The organism is Sporosarcina koreensis (assembly GCF_042655825.1).
Classification (GTDB): Bacteria; Bacillota; Bacilli; order Bacillales_A; family Planococcaceae; genus Sporosarcina; species Sporosarcina koreensis.
Window position 1 is genome coordinate 1 of sequence record NZ_JBHSNP010000011.1, and the last position, 16,332, is coordinate 16,332.

The window sequence follows — 16,332 nt, forward strand, 5'->3', positions numbered from 1 at the left end:
AATAAACGTTTTTGCCCACGCAAAAACACCTCCGATGTTAGTACTTTTTACAAGTGTACCACTCCGAAGGTGTTTTATATTGTCTCAAAAATTCAGGTTAGCCCATTCCTCAAAGCAAGAGGGAAGATGCTTTTTGTTAATTAAACTACCACTTTTTCAAGAAAATGAAATTGAGGTGGTTGTCCTTTGCAGAAGAATGTGACAAGATAACCGTCTTCTTTTTCTGTACCATGTTCATAAATGTCCGTTGGTTTTACGGACACAGGGGTGATGAATGTATGCTTCCGGATATTTCTCTCGGTCAGTCGCGTAGGTGTCGCCATTTGTTCAAGTAGCACCTTATCATCCAACACTGCCCGTTCGATCGCAGCCAACGTATCCGGTTCCATATCATCATTCCACCAAATATGACGAGGTTGGAATGTATGATGCGCCAGATAATCGATTTTCATTAGACTGCGGACGATTTTCATATCCGCTTTCCCGTATTCGAGGAGGAACCCCTCTAGTCTCGTGTATAAGTCTTGAAGCTGATGACCGATTCTGGACCAGCCCATCGTTTCCCAGAATGTGCCGAATTGCTGGAAGAAGTCGAATGGCGTTTCAAACACTTCCGATACAAGATATTCAACTGTACGCGGCATTCGATTGTCATTCCAATACTTTTCTAGGACATCTTCGGTCTGCTTGATCCGTAGAATGTCATCGAATGTGAGGACATTATTGGATAATATTTCGTATGGTGCCTCATCGATGTACGTATAGCCGTATTGTTCGGCCTGAATGCGTAAACCAGTCCCTCTTAATAGCTTGAGGAAACCTAATTGCAGCTCTTCAGGACGCATTGCGAACACATCATTGAATGTATTTCTGAATGAATCATAATCCTCTTCCGGGAGACCTGCTATCAAATCAAGATGCTGTGCGATTTTTCCGCCGTCTTTTACCATATTGACGGTTCTTGAGAGCTTTTCGAAATTCTGTCTCCGTTTAACAAGTTCATTCGTCAAATCATTTGTCGATTGGACGCCGATTTCAAAACGGAAAATGCCGGCAGGGGCATTCTCATTCAAGAAGTTGATGACTTCCGGACGCATGATGTCGCCGGTTATTTCAAATTGAAAGACTGTTCCCGGCAAATGTTCATCAATGAGGAATTGAAACATCTCCATCGCATAGCTTCGGCTAATATTGAATGTGCGGTCGACGAACTTGATTGTTTTCGCACCATTTTTCATCAAGTAACGGATGTCATCTTTTACCGAATCGCGGTTGAAATACCGGACACCGACTTCGATGGAAGATAGGCAGAACTGACAAGAAAACGGACAGCCTCGGCTTGTTTCGATGTATGTCACCCGATTGGCGAGATGGGGGACATCTTCGGGAAATCTGAAAGGGGATGGCAGCTCGCGCAAGTCCAACTTTGGTCCTGGTGCTGTCGATCTCAACTTGCCATCTTCCATATAGGCGACCCCTTGTACTTCATTGATGCCGATTTTACCCGCGTGGTAATCGAGCAGTTGTTTAAACGTCCTTTCTCCTTCACCGATGACGATGAAATCGATTTCAGGAACTTTTTCCAACCATTTGTCAAAGTCATACGTCACTTCAGGTCCTCCGGCAACGATGACCAGGTCCGGATTCGTTTTCTTTAAGGTTCTGATGACCTTGATGGACTCTTCAATATTCCATATGTACAAGCTGAATCCGACAATATTTGGCTTTTTTTGATAAATATCTGATACAATATTTAAAGTCGGATCTTTAATTGTATATTCCGCCAGTATCGGTTCGTATTCTGGCATTGCAAATGATTTCAAATAACGAATAGCGAGATTCGTATGAATATATTTTGCATTTAATGTTGTTAGGACTATGTTCATATGCCTGCTCCTTTGATATAATACTTATTACGGATGAAAATTTTAGTCTTTTTGTACCATTTTATTACGACAGATAATATGAAATAATCAGAATTGAGGGTGCTTTATTTAATTAAAGTGCGATTGAAAAGGTTTCGTCCGCATGAAATCTTGTCGTTTCACATACTGTTTGGTAATAGGCACAGGAGGTATCAAATTGAGTGATTTCGATAAAAATCTTAAAATATACTACAATGCATTCAAACACTCTTCAAATTTTTTGTTGGTAGTGGATCCTTTTGGCGAAATCATTGATGTGAATGAGATGCATTCAGTGTTTATCAATCAAACGAGGGATGAACTGATCGGACGTAACATCGCAGAAGTGTTAGCCATCGTCGATCCGGACAAAAATGAACCAATTCAAGATCACCTTGCAAAGGTGAAGGAGCATCGCTGTGTCCAATCCATAACAACTTATCAAAGATCAGCGGACGATACAAGATATTATCATATAACAACCTACTATGACAATGATACAGATATGTTTATTTTTCAGTTGTCGGACGCTACCGAAAAAGAGAACCTCCAAGTGCAATTAGCGCATTCGGGTTCATTATCCGCGGTCGGACAAATTGCGGCAAGCATTGCCCATGAAATTAGAAACCCGATTACAACATTGAAGGGATTTACCCAACTGTTGAAAGTATCGGCTACCGAGGATTCAATCCGCTATATTTCTGTTATCGAGGATGAAATCGAAAGAATGGAAAACATTCTAGGGGAAATGCTTGTCCTCTCAAAACCGTCCGAAAAGAAGAAATCCATCTTCTCGCTGGAAGTGTTGGTCGGGGACATGGTTTCAATACTTTCTCCAAAGGCGGTCATGGAGGGAATAGAAGTTGTTCAGCAGACGGAATTGAGCAGTAATCCACTCATTTTCGGCGATCCGGATAAAATGAAGCAAGTACTTTTGAATTTATTTAAAAATGCATTGGAGTCGATGCAGGTCGGGGGGAAGCTTTCCATCCATTTGTCAGAGTCTGACGAAAAACTGGTCCTCTCCATTACAGATACGGGAAAAGGGATGACTCGCCATCAAGTGAGCCAAGTGTTCATGCCTTTCTTTAGCTCAAAGCCTGGCGGAACAGGGCTGGGGCTGCCTTTCGTCCTAAAAGCTATAGAAGACCATGGCGGAACGATCGCTGTGGAAAGTCAAGTCGATATAGGTACGAAATTCACATTGAACTTCCCTAAGGCTAAAGAAGGCGCAATAAATACGATAACAAGCAAGCGGTCCATCGTCTCTTGAACCGATTCGTTTTGACACATTCGTCCATTTGTAGCTATAATAGTGTCGAGTCGTTGACAGGAGAACAAGAGGTGGATCCGAACTATGGAAAAAGATACAGAACGAGCTTTGAAATTATTCATCGTCCTTTCCAGAGCAAGCAAGGTTGTCCTGGAAGAGGCGAATAGACTAATAGAATCCTATAAACTGAATCCTACAGAATTTGCTGTCCTGGAACTTTTATACCACAAAGGAAGGCAGCCGATTCAAAAAATCGGGCAAAAAATATTGCTTAGCAGTGGGTCAATGACGTATGTCGTTGATAAGCTCGAAAAGAAAGGGCTTCTCGAACGTGTGTATTGTACGGAAGATAAAAGGATAACTTATATGTCCATCACTGCTGCAGGCAAGGCATTGATCGAGGAAATTTTCCCGTCTCACGAAGAGAAAATCAGTGAGTTGATGTCCGCCCTTTCCGAATCAGAGCAGGATACGGCAATCGAGTTACTGAGAAAGTTAGGATTATCGATTAAGAATCTTTCATAATTGGAATCATACAAAACGCCGAACAGGCATGACCTGTTCGGCGTTTATTTTGGTATCCGACTAGACTTCGGTCGCCGAGAAAGCGCCCTCCGCTTGGTTATTGAATCGTCTGTCCCATGTTCAAGAAATCAGTTTTGTATTTTTCGTCAGCATTGTCGAACAACGTCAATCTCACGACCATGCCGTCTTTTTCAAATACAACGCCTGTAACAGGTCCAGTTTCCGTATCGACCTTGAACGCTTTAGCATTCTCGATTCCTTTATCAGCAGCATCCGAATAAACATCCGTCAATTCTTCGGGCTCTTCTCCATTGCTCGCCGCTATCAATACATCCTGCATATTATCCAATAAATAATCATATGATCCATCTTCAGCAGGTTGAGTTTCAATTCGCATAAAAGCGTTCGGCTCATCGTCTGCGTACAAACTATCCCGTCCAGGCTCTTCGCTTGTTAACGTATATCCGGGCAATACTTCCATCGCATATGATTGGGCGTCGCTTTTCGTCAGTACAGCATCCGACATATCAGCAGCGGAATCTTCAGCGCCTTCACCTGCAGTGTCTGTACCGGTGTCAGTTGATGTCCCATCCGTCGAGCTGCCGTTTGTCTCATCGACAACTTGTCCCGGTTCATTTGGCGTTGATCCTTCCTGTTGCTCCGCGTTATCAGTGCCACAAGCTGTAAGGAGAATCGCAGCCGCAAATCCTGTGCATACCATTTTCCAATTGAATTTCATTGAAAATCCCTCCTATTCATTTATTGGACGAACGAAATTGGGAAATGTTTCATTCGTCGCTGCCATGGATGATTGTATAGCGTTTATGATTAACAACAGTCTTTTCTTCCAGTTCCAGTTCATCGAAATTTTCCATATACGTCAAATCGACGATTACAGAGTTCTCATTCACTTTCTCTACAATTCCTTGCAAGCCATCTTTAAACTCTATAATATTTCCAACTTCTGCGATTTTCATAATGAAACAGCTCCTTAAACAGATTATCTTTTATAGTTTGCCTTAAAAAAGCCGTGACGTAAAGTGTTTCATATTAAAAAAAGCGTTTTCACTTGTCCCGCTTTAACTGGCAGTACGACTCCCACTTAGTGGGAGGTCAACTGCCAGTTAAAGCCCGATTGGTTCAACTAACAATCAATAGGTGAAAACCCCTCTCAAATGATTGAAGTTTCACTTTATCGGAAAATGTAGTAAATTGAATTTCTTTTTCAGTATAGAATCATGTATAATTATCTTTTAGGTATATCTACACTCGGGAGGTATTGCGCATGAAACAGATATTGGAAGTTGAAATTGAGTCAACGCGCAAGGAATTGATCACCGTGGCGGGCCAAAAAGGCTTATCTTCAATGGAAACTTTGAAAATAAGTGAAGTGCTCGATCGTTTGATCAATGAATATAATTCCCTAGAAGAGATGCCTGAGCATATGGAATGGATAGAGAAATAGAAAGGGTGGGGTACTATTGGTAACAATAAAAGATTTTCGAAAAGAATTGAACCAAGCGGTTATCGGAAGAGAGAAAGAATTCGACTTGATGCTCATCGCGTTATTACAACAAGGGCATGTATTGCTGGAAAGTGTGCCGGGCTCCGGTAAAACGATGATGGCCAAAAGTTTTGCGAATGCATTCAAAGGAGATTTCAAGCGTGTGCAATTCACTCCGGATGTTTTGCCGTCCGATGTGACAGGCATCCGTTATTTTAACCCGCAATCCCAGGAGTTCATCCTGAAAGCAGGTCCGGTCTCAACTAATATATTATTGGCGGATGAAATTAACAGGGCGACTCCCCGTACCCAATCAAGTCTATTGGAATCGATGGAAGAAAGACAGGTGACGATCGATGGGGAAACGCTGTCGTTGCCGACTCCTTTTATGGTAATTGCAACCCAGAACCCGATTGAATCCCAGCAAGGAACGTTTCCTTTGCCAGCAGCCCAGCTGGATCGGTTTTTGTTCAAGTTAACTATCGATTATCCATCTTTTGAAGAAGAACATGCAATTTTGCGGCAATACGGCAAGAACCCTGGACAGATCATGACCGCGGCTGTCATCGATGCTGGGACGGTCGGAACATGGGCAGCTGAAGCCTCGGAAGTGACGGTCCATGAGGATATTGAAAAATATATATTGAAAATAGTAAGGGCGACAAGAGAACATCCTTTCTTGGAACTTGGCTTAAGTTCCCGTGCCGCGCTTGCAATTCTTCAGGCTTCGAGGACGAAAGCTTATATTGATGGCAGGGATTACGTCACTCCGGATGATGTCAAAAGCATTCTGCCGCCGGCCGCTTTGCACCGGATGGAACTTTCGACGGAAGGGGTACTGACGAAAACTATTGAAGAAGTGCTAGATGAGATCACGAATTCCATCACGGCACCGCTTGAGGCGACTGTCTGATGAAGTGGATACGCTATGAACATGGGTTCAGATCGATACACCAAGGGATGGCGATCACCGTAATGTTTTTCTTGTACGCCTTCATCTATATGCAGGTGTGGCTAGCTGCGTGTTTTGCCGCAGTGTTTGCGATGCTCGCCTTTCAGAACATCTATTTTTCCAAGGTTGGACAGGGCCTTTCAGTTAAATTCCGTGCAAAGCAGAAACGGATTTTAATCGGTGATGGGGAAGAACTTGTCTTGGAATTTGAAAATGGAACTGTTCCAATTTGGAATGGAACGTTGACCCTTTCTTTGGAAGATGCAGTAGCACCTAGCTCGGATAATAAAAAACATTACAGTGGAATATATGATCTTACGGTGCCATTTGCGATAGGCGGGAATAAAAAAACGGAAATCCGCATACCTCTTGAAGGCAAAAAGCGTGGATTGTCGAGAGTGACAAGGGTCATGCTTGAAATTCCACATTTATTCGGAGATGGCTTTGTCAATATGGAGCTGAATGAACCGATTTATTATCAAAGCTTGGTGTATCCAAAGGTGACTCCGCTTGGCAGGGAATTGAAGTCATCCCCTTACAAACCGGGGGAAACCGAACAGAAGCAGTCACTGTTCATGGATGCGTTCCAGCCGATTGGTACACGGGATTATATACCGACTGATCGTTTTGATCAGATTCACTGGACAGCAAGCGCCCGGATGCAGAAATTGCAAACAAAGGAATTTCTGCCGGTCAGTTCGCAAAGTGTTGTTCTTATTATGAACGCGATTGAGAAAGACAGAGGTTTTTTGGACTTTGAAAAAAAGTTGGAGCGGCTAGTATCGTATGCGGACTATTGCATGAAGAATGATATTCCGTATTCCGTGGCGATTAATATCCGAAGTTTCGGAGGAAAACCTTATTTATTGTTGCCAAGCGGATCAGGTAAAGTGCAATTTCAAAAAGTGATGGTTATGCTTGCCAAGATATCGGATAAGCATGCGAAATTGCCATACGAGGAAATGCTTTGGCATTTGGAAAGTCATGGGGAGCTTCCGCAGACTGTCGTTTTGATCACCCATGAAAACAACCGAGTCAAAGCTTTGGCAAAACAATGGCAGAAACGTTACGAAGTCATCTTGGACAATTCCCACGAAAGGAATGAAAGGATTTGGGACAATCAACAGAAAGAGACCGGAACCGATTCAACTTATCTGAACGTCTAATTGTCGAAATGTTCCCCCTATCCTATTTATTCATTTTCTTTTTAGGGGAAACTGGTTCCATCATGCCTTATGTTTGGATACTCATTTCAATCATCGCAGGGATTATCTCCTTTTTCCTGTTTTACAATCGCGATTATTCACTTGGTTATGGTGCTGGATTGGCATTGGTTATTACAGCTCCGTTGCTGCTTTTTAACGCGCCGCTTTTGAATGTGCTGATTTTCTTTGTTTACGTATTGTGGAGGATTCAGGCTAATTTCAACGGGTCTAGAATTCAAGGATGGCCATTTTTATCTGTGAATACAATCGTGTTTGTCATTCTTTTCTTCTTGGCACGATTGCTATTTGCCTTTAATAGTCCAGAGGTTTTAATGAAGCAGCAGATTATTCTGTTCCTCGTTACGTCATTCCTTTATTTTTTCATACGGATGATCTCAGTTACCGTGAACAGCCGGCAACTAGGTAACTTCAAGGTGCGGGAAGCAGGCAAGGTTTTCGGTTACATCGTCGGATTGGGAGCACTTGTATTTGTAGCCGTCTTTTTCGCGCTTGATCCTGTGAGAAGGGGCATAATTGGTGTATTGGGCTTTCTCTTTGGAGGCGTTCTCACTCTATTCGGGAAATCGATGGATCCTATCCTTGAGTTTTTCAAATCGGGCGGAGAAAAGTTTATTGAAGAAAACATGGAGGAGCCCGACAGTGGGTTCATTGACTTTGAATTGCAAGATGAACTGCATACGTACGGAGCGACATCTTCCATTTTCGAATACACTTCGTTGGCATTAACGCTAGTCATTCTCATTACGTTAGCGATTCTTCTCATGCGAAGAAAAGGGAAGAAGCAGAATGTGGAACAACTTGAAAAATACTCTTTCTCTTTTAGAGGGAAAAGAGAAAAGCCGCAAGTGGAGCGCCGGTTAATGTATGACTACTCATCAGCACGCGATGAAGTAAGGAAGACTTTTGAACAATTCGAGAAAGAGGCACAAAATTATAATTTCAGCCGCATGCATGGGGAAACCGTAAAAGAATGGTTCTCGCGGATGGGCTGGAAGCAGAATGATTTGATACTATCAATTTATAATGACGTTCGTTATGGCTCGCGCACACCTTCCGAAAAAGAGCATTCTACGTTCATTCAAGAGATTGAACAAATTAAAAAAACTTTTTTCGAAAAAGAGGTTTAAGTTGTTTTCAAACGGGGGACATTATAATTGAACACAGCAACATTCTCATTTCCCCCTTTTGAGGACGGACCCTAATACAGGATCTGTCCTCCTTTTTTTGTCCAAAACGCTTATAATGGATCATGAGAGCGAAAAAGTGGAGGGGTTTAGATGGGGAAAAGGAAAATTGCATTTATCGGAACCGGTGTGATGGGCAGCAGCATCGTCAAACATTTATTGAAAGCCGATTACGAAGTGACTGTCTTCACACGCACAAAGGAAAAAGCGGAAGCGCTTGTTGGCCTTGGAGCAAGCTGGGCTGAAACAGCCGGCAAAGCAACAGCCAATGCGGACATCGTATTGACGATGGTCGGTTATCCTTCCGATGTCGAAGAAGTCTATTATTCGGAGAACGGGATTCTGCAGAATGCCCGCGAAGGAATGATTTTTATCGATATGACGACGTCCAGTCCAGCATTAGCTAAACGGATTGCCGCCGATGCGGAGCAAAAGGGGATCACGTCAATCGATGCTCCCGTTTCTGGGGGAGATATCGGCGCGCAAAACGGGACGCTTTCCATTATGTGCGGAGGGGATGAACGGACATTCGATGAAGTGCTTCCCCTCTTGCAAGTGTTTGGCAAGCAGATTGTCTATCAAGGAAAAGCCGGGGCCGGCCAGCATACGAAGATGTGCAATCAGATCGCCATTGCGACCAATATGATCGGGGTATGTGAAGCGCTTGTCTATGGAAAGGAAGCTGGCCTGGATGCAGAGACAGTTCTCCAATCCATTTCGTCGGGCGCTGCAGGATCATGGTCACTTTCGAACTTGGCACCGCGGATGATCAAAGGAGATTTTGAACCGGGCTTTTACGTCAAGCATTTCCTAAAGGATATGAATATTGCCTTGGCAGAAGCGGAACAGATGAAGCTGCCGTTGCCTGGACTGCAATTGGCGAAGGAAATGTACAATGAACTCGTCGAAGAAGGATATGGCGAAAAAGGGACGCAGGTTTTATACAAACAATATAGGACAGAATAAAAAGAAATCGCCCCGTAGCATATGCTATCGGGGCGATATGTTTATTTTCGTCTAGACTCCGGGTGGCAATTGCTTGGGTCATAAGTCAGCTCTGCTGTACGGCAAATATCGCCGTTTCGCAAATCTGCCTTATGCCTGTCGCAATTAACCGCCACCCTCCGCTTTTGTTATTTTCCATCCAAATATGAAGATCTAAACGATTGTGTATTGGAAACTTTCGGCCTCGGCCGTTTTGGGATGAATGCTTTTTTCCTCGGCTTTGCCGGCGCTTGTTGCTCCCCGACAAAATCAATCAATAATTCCTTGGCGGTTTTTAGATTCATTCGCTCTTGCGGATTGCGGAAAGTTTGGTCTTGCGTGCCTAAATGGGGAAGGGACGTGAAGTCGCCTTTTTCCGGTAAGGTATGAAAGAGGAAATCGCTGCACTTCACAAGCACAGTGGAGCTTTGCTGGCTAAGCTGAGGATTGTCGACAAAATGCAAGCCGATTTTTTTTGCATCACCCGACTGTAGCAGTTGCTGGATCGCTTTGTTTTTTAATGTATATAGTTCACGATTATTCGTTGCTGTTTTCGCATGCCGATTCACAGTATAAATGGCGATGGCGAGTTGACGCAGCGTTTCTTCTTTTTTCAATTGATTCCCCCTCTTTGTTTGTTGCATTTCGTTCAACCCTATCATACTTGTTCCCAAAACTTTTTCAAAGCGATTCGCACAAGATAACCGAAATTTTTGCGAACGGCTATTTTTTTGTCGAAAATGAAGGTATACTTGTAAAATAAAGTAGAAAAATCTGTTTCGGCGTCTATAACAAAATTATTTTACATAGGAGCAGCGACATGCATGGAGGCATTCATGGACAATAACAGACTACAGGATGAACTGATGTTGGAGCGGAAAGCCCGATTGGAATTCGAGCAAAAATACATGTCCGTCATCAATCATAATTTGGATCCGATTATTACAATCAATATGAATGGCCGGATTACATATGCGAATATCGCTGTCCATAAAGCATTCGGCTATCGCTTGAAAGAATTGACGGGCCGTGCCGTTATAGATTTGATCGGTGAAGAGAAAATTGATCACTTTAATAACTTCCTTTCGCATGCATTTTCAGGGGAATCAATTGAAATGGAAGGGATTAAATTTTTCCATAAATGTGGCAAATATTTATCTGCATACATCAAGTCGATCCCGGTTACCGTACGGGGGAATATACAAGAGATCCACTTGATCTTGCGGGATACTTCCTTTCACCACAAAAACAACGAAAGGTTATTATTCCTTTCTTATCATGACCAATTGACGGGTTTATGGAATAGGCGGGCATTGAAAGAGCACTTTGAAGCTGATGCGGAGTACGCCTTCCGAAGTGATGAAATGCTCTCGTTAATCCATTTAGATTTGGATCGTTTCAACACGATCAATGATGCAATCGGTAGAAGTGGCGCAGATGAAATCCTGAAAATGATTGCAGAACGTATTAAGATGGTTATTCCGAAAGCGGCCAAGCTGTATCGGAGTGGCGGGGATGAATATATGATTTTGCTTAAAAACCATTCCATCGAAAAAACGGAAAAACTTACACAAAGGATTTTGAGCGATTTCACAAAACCGTTCTATTTTGATCATCAGGAATATTTCATTTCGTCCTCGATCGGCATTTCGGTCTACCCGGATGATGGTTCGGAATTGGAGGAACTGCTTCAAAAAGCTGAGCAAGCTGTTCGGTTCGTCAAAGAACGCGGTCGTTCCCATTACCGTTTTTACCGTGAAGAGATGAATACGGCTTTCACTGACACCGCCTTAATGGAAGCGCATTTGCGGCGCGCGATCGAGTTCAATGAGCTTGAACTTCACTACCAGCCGCAAGTGAATTTGAAGACTGGTGAAATTGACAGCTTTGAGGCGCTGTTACGTTGGAATAACCGGAAGTTTGGCTTCGTTTCTCCGACTCAATTCATACCGATGGCAGAGGAGTCAGGACTGATTCATTCGATTGGAGATTGGGTGCTGGAAGTCGTTTGCGCACAGTTGAAGGAATGGCAGGATAAGCAGTTCCGGCCTGTCCGTATTGCGGTCAATATTTCACCGAAGCAATTTCGGACCGGCGCATTCGCGGAGAAAGCGAAAAACATCATCGAAAAGCATGGAATTCATCCTTCATCATTCGAGGTGGAAATAACGGAAACTGCCTTGATGAATATGAAAGACACACTTTCAACCTTACAGAAATTGAAGGAAATCGGCGTGACGATTTCTGTTGATGATTTTGGTACAGGATACTCTTCACTCAGCTATTTAAAACAATATCCGATCGATATTATTAAGATCGATCGCTCGTTCATCAAAGACATCGAACTGGATGAAAAGAATGAGGCGATTGCCAAAACGATCATCAATCTGGCCCATAATCTTGGGATGCAAGTCATTGCAGAAGGCGTTGAGAAAGATCTGCAGGCAAAAATCTTAAAAGAAGCAGATTGCCATAAGGCACAAGGTTTTTTATTCAGCAAAGCTGTTCCAGCTTCGGAAATAGAGGAAAAGTATTTTGCATAAAGATTCGTAAGACTTCCTTCAACAGTCAAATCCTGTGAGAAGGGAGTCTTTTTGTAATAGTGGTCGTTTAATAGATAGCTATGATACAATTATGAGTGAATATTCATTCATAAGAAAAGGGGGATTAGTATGTTTACAGACAAAGTGATTATCGTAACAGGCGGATCAAGCGGAATGGGGAAATATATGGCGAAGAAATTCGCTAACGAAGGCGCACATGTCATCATAACGGGACGTGATGCAGACCGCTTGGAAGAAGCACGGAAAGAAATAGGGGAACGAGCACATACTTATCAAATGGACGTGCGCAATATTGAAAACGTACAAGGGATGGTTGAATTTGCCGATGAAAAGTTCGGCAAAATCGATGGGCTCGTGAACAATGCAGCCGGAAACTTCATTGTGCATGCTGAAGAACTTTCGCCGAATGGCTGGAAGTCCGTCATTGACATCGTGTTGAATGGAACATTCTATTGCACAAGCGCGGTCGGAAACTACTGGATTAAAAAAGGTCAAAAAGGCGCCATTTTAAATATGCTTGCAACATATGCCTGGGACGCCGGTCCTGGCGTTGTACACTCGGCTGCCGCAAAAGCCGGTGTCATGTCATTGACAAGAACACTTGCAGTCGAATGGGGACGGAAATTCGGATTCAGGGTGAACGGTATCGCGCCAGGCCCAATTGAACGCACAGGCGGCGCAGAACGCCTATTCCAATCCGAAGAAGCAGTGAAACGCACAATCAACTCAGTCCCGCTCGGGCGTGTAGGCCAACCGGAAGAAATCGCCGAACTAGCAGCGTTCATCATGTCCGACAAAGCCTCCTACATGAACGGCGAAATCGTCACACTAGACGGTGGCCAATGGCTCAATCAATATCCGTTCTAATAAAAATAGTATCAATTTCCTCAATCTGCACACCCTAATTCAAATTGGTGCAGAGGGAGGTTTTTATCCAAAATGGCTATATGGATTATTCCGACAGCGATCGTCTTTGTAATATGTGGCCTAATCGGATGGAAGGCAGTCAGGAAATGGGATGCAATCGCTGCATCGTCGTTCACTGAAAAAGACCACAGAATACCGGAAGCCATTGAAGATCATCCGTTTTCATTGAACCCGATTATCTGGGTGATCGGCGTTACGACCCTGTTCATATTATTTGTCATTTTCTATTATTGGGCCTCTTCCGTTTAGGGAAGAGGTTTTCTTCTGCTCCCTTTTTCATATTTCGATGGGATGTTTACTGACTCTTATGGTATGATAGGGTTGTAGAATTGTTAAGACAGCTTATGTTCAGAAGGAGCGAATTTCAATGATTTCTGTAAATAACAGGGATTTTCTTCAGGTGCCGATTGCCGATTATCTGATTCCCGCTGAAAAAGTGGCATGTGTGCAAGTCGGCAATAACGCGGAACACGCCCTTCTCGTCCTGACGAAAACCGGTTATTCTGCAATACCTGTCATTGATGTAAAGAACCAACTAAGGGGACTTCTAGGGATCGGGATGATTACAGACTCCATCTTGGGATTGGAACGGATCGAATATGAAAAGCTGGCTGATCTGAAAGTCGATCACATCATGCAAACAGACATCCCAGCTATTAAAACAACTGATAAATTCCAAAAAGGATTAGACTTGCTCATCAATCATACATTCCTATGTGTCACTGAAGAAGACGGCACATTTGCGGGCATACTGACGAGAAGAGTCATGTTGAAGGAATTCAAAAAATATCTGTACACGAAGTAATTTTTGTTCCAAGGATTTTTCCTTGAATAGAAGGCTCCAATCGGGGCCTTTTCCTATTTATCGGCCTTTTTGGTGGAAAGGGGAATACGTATGAAACTACATAAAAAGACGAATCGACCGCTTGTCCTCGTATCCGTCATGCTTGCGATGTTTGTCGGAGCGGTTGAGGCGACGATCGTATCAACAGCAATGCCGGCGATTGCAGGTGAACTTGGGGGCTTTTCAAGATACAGTTGGATTTTTTCTGCCTATTTGCTTATGAGTACAGTGACCGTCCTCATTTACGGCAAGCTTGCGGATCTTTTCGGCCGTAAGCCGATTTTTTTCGTCGGCTTATCTATTTTCCTTTTCGGCTCCGTTCTTTGCGGATTTGCAACATCCATGGAACAGCTCATTGTTTTCAGATTGATCCAAGGTCTGGGTGCGGGAGCCGTCATGCCGATAGCGACAACAATCGTGGGGGATATTTATTCCACCGAGGAACGTGCAAAAATCCAAGGGTATTTATCAAGTGTTTGGGGCATATCGGCGGTGTCTGGACCGGTCATTGGAGGATTGATCGTCCAATATTGGGATTGGAAATATGTGTTTTGGGTCAATGTACCGTTAGGCATTCTTGCTATGGTTGGCATTTACTTTTTCCTTCATGAGCCGAAAACCGAAAGAAAGGTCGCGATTGATTATAAGGGAGCGGTGCTTTTGACAACTTCTTTATCGATCATATTGTTTTGGCTCGTTGAAGGGGGACAATCCTTTAACAGATCCTCATCGTTAAGTCTTCTTCTCATCATTTTAGGTGTAGCGCTCTTTATTTTGTTCATATGGATTGAAAGGAAGGCGGAAGATCCAATGATGCCGTTCTCCATTTGGAAGAACCCGGTCATCCTTTACGCCAATCTCGTGTCACTGACAACAGGCGTCATCCTTATCGGCGTCTCCTCTTATTTGCCGACGTATGTGACAGGTGTCATGGAGCAGTCGGCCATGATTGCAGGGTTCACATTGACGGCTATGTCGATCGGGTGGCCAATCGCTTCTTCCGTTGCGGGCCATTTATTGATCAGGTTCGGAACGTTTACGGTTTCATTTGCTGGAGGCATATCCCTTGTTGCCGGTTCTCTCATGTTTGTTGCGATGACGGGAGAATCTGGTCCGCTATGGGCTGCATTTTCCAGCTTTTTCGTCGGAGTCGGAATGGGCTTGACGAGCACTTCCTTCATTGTAACAATCCAAGGAGCTGTCAGCCGTGAACAAAGAGGATCAGCGACTGCAGCGAACATGTTCATGAGAAACTTCGGAAATACTGTTGGAGCAGCCATTTTTGGCGCAGTGTTGAATGGATCATTGATGTCTGCTTTCCGGGGAAAAGACCTAGATTATGAGGTGAACGATATTAATCTGTTATTGACAGAGGAGTCAAGATCGACACTAGGAACAACAAAAATGGAAATCTTACAGCAAGCTCTCGATGGATCGTTGCAATGGGTGTATGTGGCTGTACTCTTATTTGCAATTATCAGCCTGCTGCTTATATTGCGGATACCGAGAGGAAAGGTGGTTCTTCATGACAACAACTGAGTTGGAAATCATTAAAGCATTGGCAGAGGAAGGCAATATGCGAAAGGCGGCTGAACGGCTATTTTTATCACAGCCCGCTTTGTCTCAACGCCTGCAGACGATTGAAAAGGACTGGGGAACGATGTTATTCGTCCGTTCCCAAAAAGGACTCGAGCCGACCCCTGCTGGTGAACTTGTCATTGCGTTCGCAAAAGAGACCATCCTGAAAAAAGAGGAAACCGCTGAGATGATCGCTTCTTTGGCGGATAAAGTGCATGGGACCCTTAAAATTGCATGCGCATCCATTGTCGGTCAAACTTGGCTTCCGCAAGTGCTGAAAGAATTCGTTCAAATGTACCCGGATGCAAAGGTTTCATTAATGACGGGATGGAGTTCTGAAATTGTGAAGGCCCTTTATGAAGGGGAAGCGCATATAGGAATTGTCCGCGGACAGGTCGATTGGAAAAGCAGGAAATCGTATTTGTTCAGGGATCGCCTCTATTTGGTCGATCAGGAAATTACGTCCATCAATGAATTGTTGGAAACTGAACGTCCATTCATTCAATTTAAAAGTGATTCGAATTATTATATGGAAATCCAGCGATGGTGGCAGCGTCACTTTTTGCAATACCCAAAAAGGCAAATTACAGTCGACCAGATTGAAACGTGCAAGCAGCTCGCTTTGAATGGAATCGGCTATGCGATTTTGCCGTCCATTACATTGGCGGGTAATGAGAAAGTGAATAAAATTCCTTTACTCAATAGTGAGGAGGAATTCGAACTGACGCGGGATACATGGTTGATTGGCTATGACTCCATTTTTGAGCTGAAGCAAGTTAGCGCCTTTACTGAAGTGCTCAACGCGCATGCCGAAAAATTGAGAAAAGAATTAAAGTGAAGGGAACTTTCCTAATTTTGCTACGTACT

General features: G+C 43.5%; 17 protein-coding genes. 13 read left to right on the forward strand and 4 right to left on the reverse strand.

The window, feature by feature from the left end; all coding sequences use genetic code 11:
- Window positions 1-140: 140 nt before the first annotated feature.
- Entirely contained in the window at window positions 141-1,886 is a 1,746-nt protein-coding gene (locus ACFPTP_RS06585; protein ID WP_381443126.1) for a B12-binding domain-containing radical SAM protein, read from the reverse strand.
- A 196-nt stretch (window positions 1,887-2,082) separates the two neighbouring features.
- Between ACFPTP_RS06585 and ACFPTP_RS06590 the strand changes: the two genes are divergently transcribed.
- Window positions 2,083-3,177: an ATP-binding protein gene (locus tag ACFPTP_RS06590; protein ID WP_381443128.1), complete on the forward strand. Its 1,095-nt coding sequence runs from the start codon at window positions 2,083-2,085 to the stop codon at window positions 3,175-3,177.
- Between the two features lie 84 nt (window positions 3,178-3,261).
- Complete coding sequence (locus ACFPTP_RS06595; RefSeq protein ID WP_381443129.1) at window positions 3,262-3,702, forward strand: MarR family winged helix-turn-helix transcriptional regulator; 441 nt, start codon at window positions 3,262-3,264, stop codon at window positions 3,700-3,702.
- Window positions 3,703-3,799: 97 nt separating this feature from the next.
- Here the strand turns inward: ACFPTP_RS06595 and ACFPTP_RS06600 are convergent, their stop codons facing one another.
- Both ACFPTP_RS06600 and ACFPTP_RS06605 read right to left on the reverse strand, forming a co-directional pair.
- Window positions 3,800-4,441 carry a hypothetical protein gene (locus ACFPTP_RS06600; RefSeq protein WP_381443131.1) on the reverse strand — a complete coding sequence of 214 codons (642 nt, stop codon included), beginning with the start codon at window positions 4,439-4,441 and terminating at the stop codon, window positions 3,800-3,802.
- Between the two features lie 49 nt (window positions 4,442-4,490).
- The gene (locus ACFPTP_RS06605; protein WP_060210187.1) at window positions 4,491-4,679 is read right to left on the reverse strand and encodes a YkvS family protein; all 189 of its coding nucleotides are present in this window, start codon (window positions 4,677-4,679) and stop codon (window positions 4,491-4,493) included.
- Between the two features lie 308 nt (window positions 4,680-4,987).
- Between ACFPTP_RS06605 and ACFPTP_RS06610 the strand changes: the two genes are divergently transcribed.
- The 5 genes from ACFPTP_RS06610 to ACFPTP_RS06630 all read left to right on the forward strand — a co-directional run bounded on the left by ACFPTP_RS06610 (window position 4,988) and on the right by ACFPTP_RS06630 (window position 9,534).
- The gene (locus ACFPTP_RS06610) at window positions 4,988-5,167 is read left to right on the forward strand and encodes an aspartyl-phosphate phosphatase Spo0E family protein (RefSeq protein ID WP_381443133.1); all 180 of its coding nucleotides are present in this window, start codon (window positions 4,988-4,990) and stop codon (window positions 5,165-5,167) included.
- Window positions 5,168-5,183: 16 nt separating this feature from the next.
- Entirely contained in the window at window positions 5,184-6,119 is a 936-nt protein-coding gene (locus ACFPTP_RS06615) for an AAA family ATPase (RefSeq protein WP_381443135.1), read from the forward strand.
- Complete coding sequence (locus tag ACFPTP_RS06620) at window positions 6,119-7,324, forward strand: DUF58 domain-containing protein (RefSeq protein ID WP_381443136.1); 1,206 nt, start codon at window positions 6,119-6,121, stop codon at window positions 7,322-7,324. Before ACFPTP_RS06615 ends, ACFPTP_RS06620 begins: the two co-directional genes overlap by 1 nt.
- On the forward strand, window positions 7,270-8,511 hold the full coding sequence (locus ACFPTP_RS06625) for a hypothetical protein (RefSeq protein WP_381443138.1): 1,242 nt from the start codon (window positions 7,270-7,272) through the stop codon (window positions 8,509-8,511). The genes ACFPTP_RS06620 and ACFPTP_RS06625 overlap by 55 nt, the downstream gene beginning before the upstream one ends.
- Before the next feature lie 150 nt (window positions 8,512-8,661).
- Complete coding sequence (locus tag ACFPTP_RS06630) at window positions 8,662-9,534, forward strand: NAD(P)-dependent oxidoreductase (protein ID WP_381443139.1); 873 nt, start codon at window positions 8,662-8,664, stop codon at window positions 9,532-9,534.
- A 167-nt stretch (window positions 9,535-9,701) separates the two neighbouring features.
- On the opposite strand, the gene ACFPTP_RS06635 is transcribed toward ACFPTP_RS06630, so the two are convergent.
- Window positions 9,702-10,169: a YkyB family protein gene (locus ACFPTP_RS06635; RefSeq protein WP_381443140.1), complete on the reverse strand. Its 468-nt coding sequence runs from the start codon at window positions 10,167-10,169 to the stop codon at window positions 9,702-9,704.
- 219 nt (window positions 10,170-10,388) lie between these two features.
- Between ACFPTP_RS06635 and ACFPTP_RS06640 the strand changes: the two genes are divergently transcribed.
- From ACFPTP_RS06640 to ACFPTP_RS06665, 6 genes are all read left to right on the forward strand, one after another.
- Window positions 10,389-12,095 carry a putative bifunctional diguanylate cyclase/phosphodiesterase gene (locus ACFPTP_RS06640; RefSeq protein ID WP_381443142.1) on the forward strand — a complete coding sequence of 569 codons (1,707 nt, stop codon included), beginning with the start codon at window positions 10,389-10,391 and terminating at the stop codon, window positions 12,093-12,095.
- Between the two features lie 129 nt (window positions 12,096-12,224).
- Window positions 12,225-12,983, forward strand: a complete 759-nt coding sequence (gene fadH, locus ACFPTP_RS06645) for a 2,4-dienoyl-CoA reductase (RefSeq protein WP_381443143.1) — start codon at window positions 12,225-12,227, stop codon at window positions 12,981-12,983.
- A gap of 72 nt (window positions 12,984-13,055) precedes the next feature.
- A complete protein-coding gene (locus tag ACFPTP_RS06650; RefSeq protein WP_381443145.1) occupies window positions 13,056-13,292 on the forward strand; it encodes a hypothetical protein in 237 nt (78 codons plus the stop codon).
- Window positions 13,293-13,410: 118 nt separating this feature from the next.
- A complete protein-coding gene (gene cbpB, locus ACFPTP_RS06655; RefSeq protein WP_381443146.1) occupies window positions 13,411-13,848 on the forward strand; it encodes a cyclic-di-AMP-binding protein CbpB in 438 nt (145 codons plus the stop codon).
- 90 nt (window positions 13,849-13,938) lie between these two features.
- Window positions 13,939-15,426 carry an MDR family MFS transporter gene (locus ACFPTP_RS06660; RefSeq protein WP_381443148.1) on the forward strand — a complete coding sequence of 496 codons (1,488 nt, stop codon included), beginning with the start codon at window positions 13,939-13,941 and terminating at the stop codon, window positions 15,424-15,426.
- Window positions 15,413-16,303 carry a LysR family transcriptional regulator gene (locus tag ACFPTP_RS06665; RefSeq protein ID WP_381443149.1) on the forward strand — a complete coding sequence of 297 codons (891 nt, stop codon included), beginning with the start codon at window positions 15,413-15,415 and terminating at the stop codon, window positions 16,301-16,303. The genes ACFPTP_RS06660 and ACFPTP_RS06665 overlap by 14 nt, the downstream gene beginning before the upstream one ends.
- Window positions 16,304-16,332 lie beyond the last annotated feature (29 nt).

Excerpts from the sequence above, each read along its gene's own strand:
- ACFPTP_RS06620 (WP_381443136.1), top strand. The coding sequence starts at position 6,119 with ATGAAGTGGATACGCTATGAACATGGGTTCAGATCGATACACCAAGGG.
- ACFPTP_RS06640 (WP_381443142.1), top strand. The coding sequence starts at position 10,389 with ATGGACAATAACAGACTACAGGATGAACTGATGTTGGAGCGGAAAGCC.
- fadH (WP_381443143.1), top strand. The coding sequence starts at position 12,225 with ATGTTTACAGACAAAGTGATTATCGTAACAGGCGGATCAAGCGGAATG.
- ACFPTP_RS06605 (WP_060210187.1), bottom strand. The coding sequence starts at position 4,679 with ATGAAAATCGCAGAAGTTGGAAATATTATAGAGTTTAAAGATGGCTTG.
- cbpB (WP_381443146.1), top strand. The coding sequence starts at position 13,411 with ATGATTTCTGTAAATAACAGGGATTTTCTTCAGGTGCCGATTGCCGAT.
- ACFPTP_RS06585 (WP_381443126.1), bottom strand. The coding sequence starts at position 1,886 with ATGAACATAGTCCTAACAACATTAAATGCAAAATATATTCATACGAAT.
- ACFPTP_RS06595 (WP_381443129.1), top strand. The coding sequence starts at position 3,262 with ATGGAAAAAGATACAGAACGAGCTTTGAAATTATTCATCGTCCTTTCC.
- ACFPTP_RS06630 (WP_381443139.1), top strand. The coding sequence starts at position 8,662 with ATGGGGAAAAGGAAAATTGCATTTATCGGAACCGGTGTGATGGGCAGC.
- ACFPTP_RS06610 (WP_381443133.1), top strand. The coding sequence starts at position 4,988 with ATGAAACAGATATTGGAAGTTGAAATTGAGTCAACGCGCAAGGAATTG.
- ACFPTP_RS06660 (WP_381443148.1), top strand. The coding sequence starts at position 13,939 with ATGAAACTACATAAAAAGACGAATCGACCGCTTGTCCTCGTATCCGTC.
- ACFPTP_RS06650 (WP_381443145.1), top strand. The coding sequence starts at position 13,056 with ATGGCTATATGGATTATTCCGACAGCGATCGTCTTTGTAATATGTGGC.
- ACFPTP_RS06665 (WP_381443149.1), top strand. The coding sequence starts at position 15,413 with ATGACAACAACTGAGTTGGAAATCATTAAAGCATTGGCAGAGGAAGGC.
- ACFPTP_RS06600 (WP_381443131.1), bottom strand. The coding sequence starts at position 4,441 with ATGAAATTCAATTGGAAAATGGTATGCACAGGATTTGCGGCTGCGATT.